A 14,406-nucleotide genomic window follows, 5' to 3' on the forward strand; every position below is an offset into this window, starting at 1 on the left:
ACAGGAGACGAATGAAGGGCGAGGCTCAGGAGGCGGGGGGAGGCGCTTGTCGGGGGGAGCCGAGATGGCGGTCGAAGAAGCGGGCGATCAGGCCGTAGGCCTCCTTCGATTCCGGCAACTCAGGCCAGACAAAGAAGGCGTGCCCCAGACCGTCGAACAGGAAGAGCTCGGACTCGACGCCCACAGCGGCCAGACGCCGGTGCATGGTGGTCAGGGTCGAGGCCGCGAAGTCGCGCCCGCCGGCCAGCAGGAGGGTAGGGGGAAAGCGCGCGATGACGGCGTCGTCGGTCACCGGGTAGGCCTCTGCGTTGTCCAGTTGGACGCCGTCCATATAGGGATTGGGGATGCCGATGTTATCGACGGCGGACGGTGGCGGGGCGGTTCCGCCGGTCGTCGCCTGGCCCAGAAAGACGCTGTCCCCGCCATAGCCCGAGCCGGTGCCGCAGAAGGTGCCGATGGCGCCGGGCGTCGGCAGGTCGTGAGTCTGGAACCAGGCCGTGGCCTGGGCGACGACGACGCCGCCGGCGGAGCAGCCGTACAGGCCGATGTTTTCCGGGCGGTAGGTTTTCAAGAGTTCGCGATAGACGGCTGCGACATCTTCGGACGCTGCGGGATAGCGGTGCTCAGGCGCGAGGCGATAATCGACGGCCACCACCTTGATCCGTCCGACGGAGGCGATTGGAATGGCCTCGACCAAGGCGCCGCTGCCCGATCCCCACATCCAGGCCCCGCCGTGGACATTGATCAGGACGCGATCCGCGTTTTGCTCTGACACGCCTTGCTTGGGGACGACGATATCGACCGGCACGCCGCCCAAGGTCTGACGGTCCTCGCGGGTGGCGTAGAGGGCTCTCACCTCGGCCAGGCGTGCGTCATTGTAGCGGCCGTAGTGGTCGCGCGCCTTGGCGATATCGTCGCCGAACACGAAAGGCGGCTCGTGCATCAACCGACCGGCGAGAACTCGCGCCTCCGGGCTGGCGAAGTTGGAATAGGGCAGAACGATCGGGGGGAGACGCGCGGTGGACGGGTCGTCGAGGACAGCGGTGGTCTGCGCCACGGCCGGCGAGGTCGTCATCAGCAGCGCCAGGGCGGCGCAACAGGTGCGGATCAACATGGCGACATCTACTCCTTTATCGGGACAGGTCCGACCGTGCGATGCGGGCCAGAACGTGTGCGCTGGGCTTGATCGTCCGCTTGAACGTCGTGCGATCCACCGAGACCAGGCCGAACTTGGGACCATAGCCCGAGAACCATTCGAAATTGTCCAACAGGGACCAATGCAGGTAGCCGATCACCGGCACGCCGTCGGCCCGCGCCGTCAGGACGGCCGCCGTGGCTGCGGGGATGAAGCGGGCGCGTTGGGCGTCGTCGTTCGTCGCCAACCCGTTCTCGGTCACCAGGATCGGCACGCCGGTGCTCTCATGAGCGTAACGGATCGTCGCCCCGATCGCCTGCGGATAGAACTCGTCGCCCGTCTGGGTCTGTTCCGTGTCTTTGGGCGTCGGCAAGGGCCCCTCGGCGCCGATCAGGCTGCGGCCATAGGTCTGGACGCCGAGGAAGTCGTCGTGGCGCGCCTCGGCGAAAAAGGGCGCGTAGACGGCGGCGCGCTTGTCTTCGATCTGACTGCCGGGGCCGACCGCCTGATCGTCCGGGATCGCCAGCGACAGGCCCACCGGCAGATCCGATCGCACCGTCTTGATGGCCTGGCGGACCAGGCGGTGCGCCTCGAGCACGGGCGCGACCATGGCGGCGGCGTGCCCGGCGTTCATCAGCGAGAACCGGTCCGAGCCGCTGGCCTTGGCCGCCTCCGCCAGCATGGCGTCCATGATCGAACGCACGGCGGGGTCGGGCGTCTTTCCCCATTCGCCCAGAAGCTGGAGATTGGGTTCGTTGAAGGTGACGACGTGGCTGATCTGGTCGCCCATGTGCCGGACCACCCGCTCGCAGTGGCGGGCGAAGGTCGCGGGTGCGTCCGGATGGAACCAGCCCCCCTTTGCGGCGAACCAGCGGGGCGAGGTGAAGTGGCTCAGAGTCACCACCGGCGCCAGGCCCGCCTCGCGACAGGCGGTCACAATACGGCGGTAATGCTCGAGCGCGGCCAGGGACACCTGGCCCTCGGCCGGCTCGACGCGCGACCATTCGACGGAGAAACGGTAGGCATTGAGGCCCAGGGAGCGAACGATCTCCACGTCTTCACGCCAGCGTTCGAAGCTGTCGCAGGCGTCGCCTGACGGTTCGCTGAACAGGGTGGGTTTGACCTGCTCCAGCAGCCAGATGTCGCTGGCGACATTGTTGCCCTCGACCTGGTGGCCCGCCGTGGCCGCTCCCCACAGAAAGGGTGCGGCGTTCGCGCGGCGGGCGTCGCGCGTCGGTGCGACGGCGGTCGCGGCAGCGCCGGTTCGGGGGGCGAAGGCCGCCGCGAGGGTTCCGGCCGCCAGAACGGCGCGTCGGTTGAGTGAGCGCATCAGAAGCTCCTGCTGTCGAGGACATCGTCTCCGAGGCGAAGACGCAACGCCTTCTTGTCGATCTTGCCGACGCTGGTCCGGGGCAGGGCGTCGATCAGGATGAGGCGGTCGGGCGCGGCCCAGCGACTGAGCTGTCCCGCCGCGACGAGAGGGGTCATGTGATCCTTGAGGGTTTGCAGCCGCGGCGTGCGGCCTTCTCTGGCGACGGCGAACACCACAGGCCGTTCGCCCCAACGGTGGTCCGGGGCGCCGACGACGGCAGCCTCGGCGATGTCGGGGTCCCGCAGGGCCAGATCTTCGATTTCGGCCGACGAGACCCACTCGCCTCCGGTCTTGATCACGTCCTTCAGTCGGTCCCGGATGACGAGGTCGCCCGCCGCCTCACGGGTGGCGACGTCCTGGGTATGGAGCCAGCCGCCCGACCAGAGAGCGGCGCCGGCTTCGGCGCTGTTCGGATAGGTTTGGGTGAGCCACGGCGCGCGCACCACAACCTCGCCCTGGGCGCCGGATTCGTCCGAGACGTTTTCGCCGTTCTCGTCCTGTAAGTGGACCTGGACCAGCGGGATGGGACGGCCGGCCCAGCGGCGGACCTGCTCAGGCGCGCGAGCGTCATCGTCCTCGTGGCGCGAGAGCGTCAGCACCGGACCGGTCTCCGACATTCCGTAGCCCGCCACGGCGGTGATCCCGACGGCGTCCGCCGCGCGGAGCAGCGATTCCGGCAGGGCCGATCCGCCGATGATGACGGTCCAAGGACCGAGCCGAGCGTCGGGTCCGGCCTCGTCCAGGATCATCTGCAGGATCGTCGGCACGCAGTGCGAATAGGTGACACCTTCGTCCCGCTTCAGGGCCAGCAAGCGCGCCGGGGCGTAGCGGCCGGGATAGACCTGTTTCAGCCCCAGCAGGGTCGCGACATAGGGCAGACCCCAGGCATGGACATGGAACATCGGTGTCACCGGCATATAGACCGACCCGCGCCACAGACCCTGTTCGCAAGGCTGTTGGCCCATGGCCAACCCGACCGCCAGGGTATGGAGGACCAGTTGCCGATGGCTGAAGGTCACGGCCTTGGGCAGGCCTGTCGTTCCGGTGGTGTGGAAGGTGGTGGCCAGGGCGTTCTCGTCGAAATCGACGAAGTCGTAGGTGTCGTCCCCCGAGGCCAGAAGCGCCTCGTAGTCGCCGAGGCTGTCTTCGACGGAGGCGGCCGTGCCGTCATGGCAGGTGATGACGACACAGTCTCCCGGCAGCGCCGTTCGCAACGCTTCAAGTTCGGCGACGAAGTCCGCGTGGACGATTAGGGCGCGGGGCCGAGTGTCGCTGAGGGTGTAGGCGATCTGGTCGCGTGACAGCCGCACGTTCACGGTCTGCAGGACGGCCCCCATCATGGGGATGGCGAAATAGGCCTCAAGGTAGCGATGGCTGTCCCAGTCCATGACGGCGACGACATCGCCCGGCTCGACCCCGTGTTCGGCGAGGACGGCCGCCAGGCGTCCGACGCGATGCGACAGCGCCTCATATCCGTGGCGGCGCCCGTCGGACCCGACGATCTCCTGACCGCTCCGGGCGTCCAGGGCGCTGTGCAGCAGATGCCGGATCAGCAGCGGATAGGCGTAGGCCTCCGGCGCCGGATGGGCGAAGCGAAGCGCCATGGATCAGGGCGCCGGAGCGGGGGGCGGCATGACCTGCGTGGGCCGTTGCCCGGTCGTGGTCCAGGTCTGCAAAGCGTCGAAGGCGGCCCCCAACTGGGCCGGGGTGAAGCCGCAGTGCGCGATCCCTTCGAGGCCGGTTCCCGGCAGGGGCGTTTTGATCTCCGGAACAGTGATGGCAAGCAGGCGATCGGCGTTCCCAGCAGCCTCCGTCTTTCGGACGAGGCCTTCGAACTGGCTGTAGGGAACGAGGGAATCGACGCGATTGTGAAGCGCGACCAGAGGCGTGCTGAAGCGCCCTGTCGAACGCCGCCAGCGATCGGCATAGGCGACGGCTGCGGGATCCGCCTTGATACGGGCGATCTCACGGTTCAGCCGCTGGCTCTCCTCGGACGACAGGAGCGGACTGGCGTAGACCTTGGTCGAGTTGTCGTAGATGAAGCCGCCGAAGGTGGCGTTCATGTCGTCCATGCCGAGGCTGACGGTCATGATCGGGACGATCAAGGACGCCGGCTCGGGCGTCACGCCGGTGATCGAGGCGATCTTGGCGATGATCTGGTCTTCACGCCCGCCAGGGGTCTCGCGCGCCGCCTTGAACAGGGCGGCGATCGGGTCTGCAATCCGCTTCATTTGCAGGAAACGATAGGGATCGCCCAGCGCGCCGATGGCGCCGGCCGTGGTGGTCGAGAGGGCGGAACGTTGGATGTCCGTCTCTCCCGGCAAGGCGTATTCTGTGCCGTGGGTGTAGAAGTTGTAGAGCGCGCGCAGATCGATCAGCAGGCCGACCTCGTCGCTCCAGTTGTCGACCAGTCCGCATCCCGACAGGGCGCCCTTGAAGGCGGTGGGTTGCGTCTCGATGATCGCCATGACGATATTGCCGCCCATGGAGCCGCCGGCCACATAGGCGTCGGTGACGCCCATGCGACCGAGGAAGGCCCGCAAGCGAAGCGTGTTCTCCACGGCGGATTCCACGCCCACACCGGCCTTGTCGAAATCGCTGTGGGCGACGGCGAAGCCCTGGGCGTAGGCGCCCGTCATCAGGCCTCCGGAGGGGTCCTTCTCGACCGGGTCCTTCGACACGGCGATCGCGCTGCCGGGCACGGAATATCCGTGAGCGAAGACCAGGGCCTGGCCATTCCAGTTGGACGGCACGGCCATGGCGAAATGATCGCCGTCCAGCCGGCCGTTGACGGTGAAGCCGCCGTCGTCAAGCGTCCGGACATCGACGTCCGTCGCCTGCTGGGCCGTGGCGCGAGCGGCGAAGGCGGCCTGGGCCGGCTGCAGGTCGGCGTTGGCCGGGGTGCTGCAGGCGGCGCCCGACAGCAGGGCGGCGAACGCAAGGACCGCAAGCGCGCTCCCGCTTCGACCGAGCTTGGGCGTCATCGTCATGGCGGTCTCTCCTACCAGCTGTAGCGCAGGGTCACGCCGTATTGGCGCGGATCGCCGTAGGCCGCACCGACGAGACCCGTCGTGTTGTAGGTGGCGTTCGAGGTGACCCGATATTCCTCGTCGGTGACATTGGTCCCATAGAGCGAAAGGGCGACGTCCGACCCCGCGATATGTTCCCAGTCCACGCGAACATTGAGCAGGCCATAGGCCGGGATCACGCCGAAGGGTTGCAGGTCCGAAGCGACCTGCTGGTCATCCTGCCAGGCATAGGAGGCGCGCAGGCTGACGTCGCCGATCGTCGAGGGAACCGGCAGATAGAGCTTGGCGTCGAGGCTGTATTTGTTCTTGGGCACATACTGGAACGGGAAGCCGCTGCGATCGACGCCGAGGCCGTCGATGTATTTGTCGTAGGTCGCGTCATTGTAGGAATAGGTCGCCGTAAGCGTTAGGGGCGCGATGGGCTGGATGACGCCCTCGAACTCGAAGCCCTTGACCGTGGCCTCGGCAGCGTTGGTGATCAGCTGGGTATTGAACCCGCCGATCAGGGCGTAGTCGCTGCGCTGGATATCCTCATACTTCATGTAGAAGGCGGACAGGTTCGTGCGGGCCTTGATCCCGGAGCTCGACCAGTCGTGCTTCAGGCCGATCTCGCCGTCGGTGACGGTCTCGGGCCGGACCCGGAACAGGGGGCTTGTGGCGCTGACCAGCAGGACGGACGGGTTGATCCCGCCGCTCTTGTAGCCGTGGCGGCTGACGCCATAGATCAGGGTGTCCGGCGTGGCCTGCCAGTCCAGGCCGATCTGCCAGGTGTCGCCGTCGCTCTCGCCGTCGAAGGCGCGGCTGCAGTTGGGGAAGGCGAAGCCGGGGTTGGTCCCGCAGGCGTTGCCGAGTTGGGGGATGTAGATGCTGATGTCGCCGCCGAATTCGTCCCAGGTATAGCGATAGCCGGCGTTGGCGGTCAGCGTATCCGTGATCGCATAGGTGAACTGGCCGTAGACCGCCTTGGAGCGATCATTGGCATGGGCGCTGTCCTGAACCAGGCTGACGGCTCCAAGATTGGCGCGCTGGACGAACGTCAGGGGGGTGACTGTGGAGGTGTCGGAATAGAAGAGCCCGGTCTGGAAGGTCAGACGACCCAGCTCGATGCGGGCCTGCAGTTCTTCCGTCCAGGTCTCGTTATCGACATTCCAGCGGCCGGGAATGGCGCCGTTCAGGTCATTGATCACCAGAACCGAAGCGTCCCCGTCGGAGCCGAAGTCGGCACGGGTTCGGGTGTAGCTGACGACGTTCTTGAGGGTGACGCTGTCGTTGAGCCGGAACGTCGTGTTGTTCAAAGCCAGCAAAGTCCGGCTGACGTTTTTGGTGTCGGCGCTCAGCGCGATACGGTCGTTGCCACGGGCCTGCTGGGCCGCGAGCAGCGGATTGAGCAATGCGGCCGCCGGGCCGGCGGGGTTGACGGCGAGCAGCACCGTCCCAGGTCCGTTCTCGTCGATGTCCACATAGTTGACGGCGGTATAGCTGCTGATGCGGTCGTTGGGCTGGAACAGCAGACCGGCGCGCAGACTGAAGTTGTTGCGGTCGTTATAGTCCTTGCCGGTGTTGACGTCGGTGACGAAGCCTTCACGCTTGTCGAACTGGCCGGCGAGCCGAAGAGACAGTGTCTCGCTGAGCGGAAGGGTCACGGCGGCGCGGGCCGAGCGGCGCTCAAGGTCGCCGACCGTCGCTTCGATATAGCCGTCCGGCGCAAAGCCCGGCTTGACCGGATCGAGCAGCACGGCGCCGCCGGTGGTGTTGCGGCCGAACAGGGTGCCTTGCGGACCTTTCAGGACCTGGATGGACTGTAGGTCGAACAGAAGGCCGGGACCGCTGGCGGTTGAGGGCACCTCGGCGAAATAGGCGACGACGCCCGGTCCGCCGCCAGTGCCCAGGCTGCCGATGCCGCCGATGCCGCGGATCGTGTAGTTTTCCTGGTTGCGGTTGGTATTGCCCACGACGCTGAGTGAGGGGGTGAAGTTCTGCAGATCGGTGCCGGTCTCGATGCCACGCTGACGCAAGCCCTCCTGGCTGAAGGCGGTGACGGCGACGGGCACCTTCTGGATGTTTTCCTCAGTGCGACGGGCGGTGACGACGACTTCGTCGAGCGTGGTCGCTCCCGGTTCAGTTTGTGGTTCGGCCGTTTGGGCCAGGGCCGGCGCAGCGGCGAAGGCCAGCGCGAGCGCACTTGCGCCCATCATGATGGTTTGCCGCATCGCGGTCCCCTTTCCCTATGTAAGCGGCCAGCTTGTCGCCGGCTCATCTGTGTCCGTTGACCGAACGTGGGGATTAAGACCGAGGCCATTTCCGCCGTCAACAAACTTTATTGGCGATAAAATAAAGAAGTGATCCATATAGCGTCGGAGCCGCGATGGCAGTATCAGAAAGGTCGGATTTCAACCGGCGCACCATGACTGACATCCTCTCCCCGTCTTCGACATCAAGGTCGAACCTCAAGCCGACGAAGCGGCCGCGCCGGCGTCCGCAATCGGAACGGCGCGAGGAAACGACGAACACGATCCTGGACGCCGCCGAAAAACTCTTCGCCCTACACGGTCGCGACGGGGTTACGCTCAAGGCGATCGCGACGGCCGCCAGTGTCGATACGGCGCTGATCCACTACTATTTCGGGGACAAGGATGGGGTCTTCCGGGCGGTGTTCGCCCGCCGCGCAGGCGAGGTGAATGCCGCGCGGATCGCGGCCATGGACGCCTATGAGGCGCGGGTCGGTGAGGCGACTACGATCGAAGGCGTCCTCGATGTCTTCCTGCGTCCCATCTATGAAATGGTGATCGAGAAGGGCGAGGGCTGGGTCTATTTCGCCGCCATCGTCGGCCACGCCAACGCCTCGCACTTTGGCGGCAAGGACGTGATGGCCGAGAACTTCGATCCCATCGTCCAGCGCTTCATCGGCATGCTGAAGGCCCTGGCGCCCGACGCGCCGCCGGAGCGCATCTACTGGTTCTTCGATCTCGTCTCCTCCAGCCTGACCCATGGACTGGCCCAAACAGGCCGGATCGACGACGTTTCCGGCGGGCTGTGCAAATCTTCGGATCTCGCGTCTGTGTTGGAGACGATGATCGCCGTCTTCAGCGTAGGGTTCGGGTCGGTTAGCCGCTGAATCCGGATAGAGACCCGCCTTCCATTCGCTGGAGATCAACGGCTAGTCGAAGTCGGATGTCGCCTTTCTGTTGCGAGTTCAACTTCCGCTCCTGGCGCCTTACGGTGATGCCCCGAACATCGATCATGCCAAATATACTACTGCGGCCGGTGCGTGTTCCCGCACCCAACGATCACAACACCCCCGTCGCGAAAGCGCCGGGGGTGTCGTCGTTTGTGGTCCGAGGACGCTCGCCGAACCAGGCCAAGATCGCGTCGAGCACCAATAGATGCCGGGACGCAACAAAACCGCGATTAGCATTAGACAATCACCGCAGATGACGCTGCGGCGCGGACAGCACTCAATGAAATGTGAAATTCCCCAACGCTAGTCGTGCAGATTGCCGGGAAGCCGGATTTCCACAACTGACCCTCGCCCGATCGCCGCCCCGTAATAAGCCGATCCGCCGTGGGCCTCGGCGATGGCGCGCACGACCGCTAGGCCCAGGCCCGTGCCGCCGGTGTCGTCCGAGCCGTGCTTGAAGGCGGTGAAGACGGATTGGGTCATGGGGTCGGGCAGACCGGGGCCGCTGTCCTCGACGGTAATGATGGCGAAGCGGTCATCGACAGTCACGCTGACGGCGACAGGCCCGGGATCGGCGTGGCGGCGGACGTTTTCGAGCAAGGCCAGAACAGCCTGCTGGATACGGTCGCCGTCGCAGACGACCGGAGTGGACGGCGTCGTCCAGGTGATGGGGTAACCCTCGGCCTCGGCTTCGGCGCCGACCAGGGCGCGGACGTCTTCCAGCCGCTTGCCCAGGTCCTGTGGCGTCAGGCGCAGTTGCAGTCGGCCGCTGTCGGCCAGGCTGACGACGCGCAGATCCTCGATCAGGCGACCCAGGGCGTCCACCGGCTTGAGCAGGGTCAGGATCATCTCGCGGTCCAGCGGCAGCACGCCGTCGGCGGCCGCTTGCAGACGGCCCTTCACGATGGTGACGGGCGTTCGCAGCTCGTGCGCGATGGAGGCGTTCCAGGTCGTCATGTCGGCGGCCAGAGCCTCCAGCCGCTGGGCCATCAGGTTGAAGTCGTCCACTAGGTCGGCGGTCTCGGACATGGAGCGATCGCCGGCTGCGGCGCGGGCGGACAGGTCGCCGTCGGCGATGGCGCGGGCGGCGCCGGACAGGGAGGCGAGGGGCAGGACGATGCGCCGGGCTAACTGCAACCCAGCGAAGGCCGCGCCGATCAGGGCCAGGACTGCGGCCGAGGCCAGGGCGACATAGTCCACCGGCTGGGGATGCCAGGCCTGGGGCGAGGCCACCGCATCGGGGTAGTTCTCGAACACCCAGCCGTAGAGCGCAAAGGCGCCGGCGGCGCTGAGGCCCAGCACGGCCAGGGTGACCAGGGCCATGCGCACGGCGATGCGGGGACCCAGGGCGCGGGCGGCCCTCATGGTACAGCCTCAAGGCGATAGCCCACGCCGCGTACGCCGACGAGGACATCGCCGCCGCCGGCCTTGCGCAACTTGAGCCTCAGCTTGCTGAGATGGCTGTCCACCGTCCGGTCCAGCACCTCGTCGCCATTCAGGCAGGCGTCGGCCAGTTCGGCGCGCGAGAAGACCCGCATCGGATAGCGGGCCATGTGGGCCAGCATGCGGAACTCGGTCAGGGTCAGGGGAATGCGTTGCGTGCCTTCGGCCCCTCGCCACTGGACGATATGGGCCTCCAGATCGATCTCAAGCGGTCCCAGGCGAATGACCCCGCCCTGGCCCGAACCGCCGCTGCGCCGCAGGATGGCCTGGGCGCGGGCCACGACCTCGACCGGATTGAAGGGTTTGACGACATAGTCGTCGGCCCCGATGCGCAGCGCCTGGAGCTTGTCGATGTCCTGGTCCAGGGCGGTGATCATGATGACCGGCGTCTCGCCCCTGCGCCTCAGTTCGCCCAGGACGCTCCAGCCATCGACGCGCGGCATGCGCACGTCCAGCAGCACCAGGTCAGGCCGAAGGGTGGCGTGCAGGTCCAGAGCGATCTGGCCGTCCATGGCGCGCACGGTGCGAAACCCCTCGCGCACGAAATAGGCGTCGAGCACGGCGGCGATCTCGGGCTCGTCTTCGGCGATGATGACCAAGGCGCTCATTAGGTCTCCACGACATCGCGCGGCAAAGGGCGGCGGTCCAGCCTAGATGGGGTGTCTCCATGATTTCTCCATGAAGTCCACACGAACGCCCCACGGCGACGTGCGAAGCGGCGTCGATCCCGAAGCCGATTTTGAGAGCCGATGAAATTCAACGCCCACCAGATCTTCGTCGCCGCCATGACCGCCGTGAACGTTGCAGTGCTCGCCGCCTGCGGCGCGTTCATTGTGGCCATGCTGTGAGCAGCGCTAGCCTGCGCTGGGCGCGGATCGCGGCGGCGGCGAGCTTGATCGCGCTGGCCGTGGGGTGCGCCAAGCCGGCCGAACCGCCTGCGCCGCCACCGCCCCCGCCGCCCTCGATCCGACTGGACGACAGCGTGGCGCAGGCGGCGTCGGTCTATCTGGTTTTCATGCGCGACGCAGCGACGTTCGACGGCGGTTTCGCCGACGCCGATGCGGTGCAGGCGGCGTTGCAGCGCGGCGCGACCTATAACGCCGACCAGCTGGCGCGTGGCCTTGTGGCCTATGGTGCGGTGCTGGCGATGCAGTCGCCTGATTTCGTCGCGGGTGTGCGAGCCTATGCAGCCGACCCGGCGCAACGACGCGAAATTCTGGGTCGCCTGGCGGCCGACCCCGCCTATGCCGCGACATTTCCCGGCGCCGATGCGGCGGCGGGCCTGGTCGTCGAGGTTATGGAAGAGGCCGCCGTCGCCATCGAGGCCGCGTCGGACCGGGTCGAAGGTGACGCCTATACGATCCAGGAACGCAACGACCCGCGCCGTCGCTGGGCGGGCCAGCCCGTGGCGGATCGGCCGGGGCGGTTGGAGCGGGCGAAACTGGCGTCTGAGGCGTCTCGACCGGCGTCCCAAGACGAGAGCGCCCTGTTGCTGACGGCCGCCCATGCCGAGCCGTCTCGCACGCCCGCCTCGCTTCGGTCGGCGCCCTATACGCCGGCGGTGACGCGGTCCTTGAGCATCGCTGCGCGGGCCTTGCTGGGCGAAAGCGTGACGGATGACGGGGGTGACGGCGTGCTGCAGGATCCGAACGCGACCTTCTGCCTGCAGATGTCCAAGCTGAACCTGTTCCAATGTCTGGCCGCCGCCAAGCCCAGCTATGAGGACATGTTCTGCATCGGTCGGCACGTGGTCAGGGACCTGGCCGACTGCACGCGCACGGCCGTCAGTCCTGCGTCGAACTGAGAACCGGCGGGCGTCGATATTGAGGCGTCCACCTCAGCGTGACGCCGATGGTGCGGGGGCGCAGGGGGGTGACGGCCTGAGCGTCGGGCAGGCGGAAGGGGTCGCTGTAGGCGAAGGTGTTGGCCTCGGTGTCGAACAGGTTGTCGACAAACAGGGTCGCGGTCCAGGGCGAGGCCGCCACGCCCAGAGCCAATCGGCCCGTGCCATAGTCGCCCATGCGGTGTTGCTGGCGTCCGTCGAAGGTCAGACGCGATGAGCCGACGTAGGACAGGCCGCCGTCGGCGAGCAGATGCAGGCGATCCCCCAGAGGATGACGCCAGGTGAAGCCCAGGTTGGCCGAAGCCTTGGGCACGCCGGGCAGACCGGCGTCGCGCCGGGAATCGAACTGATCGCTTGGATCGGTGATGCGGGGATCGGCGACGAGGCCGTTGGCGAACAACTCCAACGTCTCGGTCGGTTTCCAGTTCGCCTCGATCTCGAACCCCAGATCGGCGCCGTCGCCGACGTTGACGACATAGGCCAGACCGCTGGGCAGGAACTGATCGCTCTGCACGTCGCGCCAACGCGCGGCGTAGACGGCGGCGCGGACGCGGGCGCGTCCCCCGGCTGAGCGATATTTGGCGCCGAACTCCAGGTTCCACAGCGAGTCCCGCTGGTATTCGCGCGCCGGTGAGTCCGCCAGGCCGCTGAAGTCCTGGCCGATGACGCCTGCTGTGTTGAAGCCCCCGGCGCGGTGACCCTGGCTGATCTGGGCCGACAGGTTCAGACGTTCGCTGGGCTGCCAGGCGAGACCGATCTTGGGCGTCAGGCCGGAGGAGACTCCACGCCCGTCGAAGGCGCGCTTGCGTGAACCCTGGCGCACCTCCGAGGTCGTCTCATAGTCGAGGGCGTAATAACGGGCGCCGGCGGTCAGGGTCAGTTTTTGCGTCAGGTCCAGCGACGCCTCGCCATAGACGGCGGCCTCGTCCAAGCTGTCGCGGCGAGCTTCGGAATAGACGGCGCGGGGCTCCGGTGTCAGGGCGGCTAGGATGGGGTTGGTGCGGGTGGTGCTGGACGACACCAGGCCGCCGGCCAGCCAGCGCCAGCGACCTACGTCGGGCGAGGCGAAGTTGGCTTCGCCGACGACCAGATGAATGTCCTTGTTCTCGTCCAGGGCGCCGATCCGCCAGGGCGAGCCGAAACGGCGCAGAGCGCTGGAGGCGTCGTATCGGCTCTTGAACCCATGTTCGACCACCGCGAGCGAGGCGTTCATATGCCCCCAGGCGCCTCGACCTTCCAGCGTCAGCGAGGCCTGATCGAAGCGGTTCTGGTGGGGTTCGCGCACCAGGTTCGCGCGGCGCAGCGGGCCCAGGCCGCGATACACATAGTGGGTGTCCTCGGTCACGATCGACTGGTGAACGACGCCCGCTCGCGCGGTCCAGCCGGGCGCGATCGCCAGCGCCGCCGATACACGTCCGCCACGTCGCGTGCCGTCGTTGACCCGACGCAGCTTCAGTTCGACGTCGTTGATATAGCCGCTGTAGGTCTCGCCATAGATAGCCGCCCGGATCGCCGCGCGATCCCCCGCCAGCGGCAGGTTGGCGATCAACGAGTAGTCGGAGTTCGACCCTCCGCCCCTGGTGTGGGAGCGGGAGAGGGCGACGGACAGGTCTTCCTGACCGAACTCGGGCGCTCGCGTCACGATGCGGACGACGCCGCCAATGGGGCCGGTGCCATAGAGCGTGCCCTGCGGGCCGCGCAAAACCTCGACCCGGTCGATGTCGATCAGTTTCAGATCGGGGTCCGGTGCGCTGTAGGTGACGGGCGTCAGGTCAAGATACAGGCCCACGGTCGATTGGGTCAGGCCGGTGAAGACTCCATCGGATACGCCCCGCAGCAGGATCTTGTTACGGCCGGGGCCGAGGTTGGTCACCGTCATGCCCGATACCAGGCTGTCTAGGCCCTGCATGCCGGTGACGCCGGAACGGGCGATGCGATCGGAGGCGACCGCCGTCATGGCCGACGATGAATCCTGAATCAGCTCCGGCCGGCGAGGGGCGGTGACGATGACTTCGCTGACCTGAGCCACGTCTTCGGTGGGTGCGAGGCGAGGGGGTGTGCTTCGCGCGGGCGGCGGGGTCGTTGGTGAGGAGGCGCGGGACGGCGCACGGCTGATGATCACGGCGCCGTCGGCCCGGATGATATGGCGACATCCCGATCCTGCCAGGATGCGGGTCAGGGCGGTATCCAGCGACATGCGGCCATGAAGCGCCGGGCTGGTTCCCGCGCAGGCGCTCAGACTGCCGCCCAGAGACACGCGCGCCTGGAGCGCCAGGTCGAGCAGTGCGCCATCGACGGATTGGCGGGGGACGTAGAAGTCTAGCGTTCGGCCGTCGGCAGCCTGCGCCGGCGCCGACAGGGCCGTCGTCAAAAGCAGCCCAAGGCTGGGGATCAGGGCGGCGGCGC

The 14,406-nt window shown here is 67.0% G+C and carries 10 protein-coding genes; 2 read left to right on the forward strand and 8 right to left on the reverse strand.

Annotation, left to right across the window (positions count from 1 at the left end; translation table 11 throughout):
• Positions 1-25: 25 nt before the first annotated feature.
• The 5 genes from CHRYSEO8AT_RS11595 to CHRYSEO8AT_RS11615 are packed head-to-tail and all read right to left on the reverse strand — an operon-like array spanning position 26 to position 7,746.
• Entirely contained in the window at positions 26-1,114 is a 1,089-nt protein-coding gene (locus CHRYSEO8AT_RS11595) for an alpha/beta hydrolase (RefSeq protein ID WP_159850156.1), read from the reverse strand.
• Between the two features lie 16 nt (positions 1,115-1,130).
• On the reverse strand, positions 1,131-2,465 hold the full coding sequence (locus CHRYSEO8AT_RS11600; RefSeq protein WP_236547523.1) for a glycoside hydrolase family 1 protein: 1,335 nt from the start codon (positions 2,463-2,465) through the stop codon (positions 1,131-1,133).
• Positions 2,465-4,111 carry a long-chain-fatty-acid--CoA ligase gene (locus CHRYSEO8AT_RS11605; RefSeq protein ID WP_159850158.1) on the reverse strand — a complete coding sequence of 549 codons (1,647 nt, stop codon included), beginning with the start codon at positions 4,109-4,111 and terminating at the stop codon, positions 2,465-2,467. Before CHRYSEO8AT_RS11605 ends, CHRYSEO8AT_RS11600 begins: the two co-directional genes overlap by 1 nt.
• Positions 4,112-4,114: 3 nt before the next feature.
• Positions 4,115-5,497, reverse strand: a complete 1,383-nt coding sequence (locus tag CHRYSEO8AT_RS11610; protein WP_159850160.1) for a S9 family peptidase — start codon at positions 5,495-5,497, stop codon at positions 4,115-4,117.
• Positions 5,498-5,508: 11 nt separating this feature from the next.
• Positions 5,509-7,746 (reverse strand): TonB-dependent receptor, encoded by a 2,238-nt coding sequence (locus CHRYSEO8AT_RS11615; RefSeq protein WP_236547524.1) that lies wholly within the window; start codon positions 7,744-7,746, stop codon positions 5,509-5,511.
• Positions 7,747-7,940: 194 nt separating this feature from the next.
• Here CHRYSEO8AT_RS11615 and CHRYSEO8AT_RS11620 point away from each other — a divergent pair, with 194 nt between their 5' ends.
• Positions 7,941-8,651, forward strand: coding sequence for a TetR/AcrR family transcriptional regulator (locus CHRYSEO8AT_RS11620; protein ID WP_159850162.1), 711 nt, complete (start codon positions 7,941-7,943; stop codon positions 8,649-8,651).
• Between the two features lie 366 nt (positions 8,652-9,017).
• Here the strand turns inward: CHRYSEO8AT_RS11620 and CHRYSEO8AT_RS11625 are convergent, their stop codons facing one another.
• Both CHRYSEO8AT_RS11625 and CHRYSEO8AT_RS11630 read right to left on the reverse strand, forming a co-directional pair.
• A complete protein-coding gene (locus CHRYSEO8AT_RS11625) occupies positions 9,018-10,079 on the reverse strand; it encodes an ATP-binding protein (protein WP_159850164.1) in 1,062 nt (353 codons plus the stop codon).
• A complete protein-coding gene (locus CHRYSEO8AT_RS11630) occupies positions 10,076-10,765 on the reverse strand; it encodes a response regulator (RefSeq protein WP_159850166.1) in 690 nt (229 codons plus the stop codon). The genes CHRYSEO8AT_RS11625 and CHRYSEO8AT_RS11630 overlap by 4 nt, the downstream gene beginning before the upstream one ends.
• A 236-nt stretch (positions 10,766-11,001) precedes the next feature.
• Here CHRYSEO8AT_RS11630 and CHRYSEO8AT_RS11635 point away from each other — a divergent pair, with 236 nt between their 5' ends.
• Positions 11,002-11,961 (forward strand): hypothetical protein, encoded by a 960-nt coding sequence (locus CHRYSEO8AT_RS11635; RefSeq protein WP_159850168.1) that lies wholly within the window; start codon positions 11,002-11,004, stop codon positions 11,959-11,961.
• On the opposite strand, the gene CHRYSEO8AT_RS11640 is transcribed toward CHRYSEO8AT_RS11635, so the two are convergent.
• Positions 11,942-14,371 (reverse strand): TonB-dependent receptor, encoded by a 2,430-nt coding sequence (locus CHRYSEO8AT_RS11640; RefSeq protein ID WP_159850170.1) that lies wholly within the window; start codon positions 14,369-14,371, stop codon positions 11,942-11,944. The genes CHRYSEO8AT_RS11635 and CHRYSEO8AT_RS11640 overlap by 20 nt on opposite strands.
• Positions 14,372-14,406 lie beyond the last annotated feature (35 nt).

The organism is Brevundimonas sp. G8 (assembly GCF_902506205.1).
Classification (GTDB): Bacteria; Pseudomonadota; Alphaproteobacteria; order Caulobacterales; family Caulobacteraceae; genus Brevundimonas.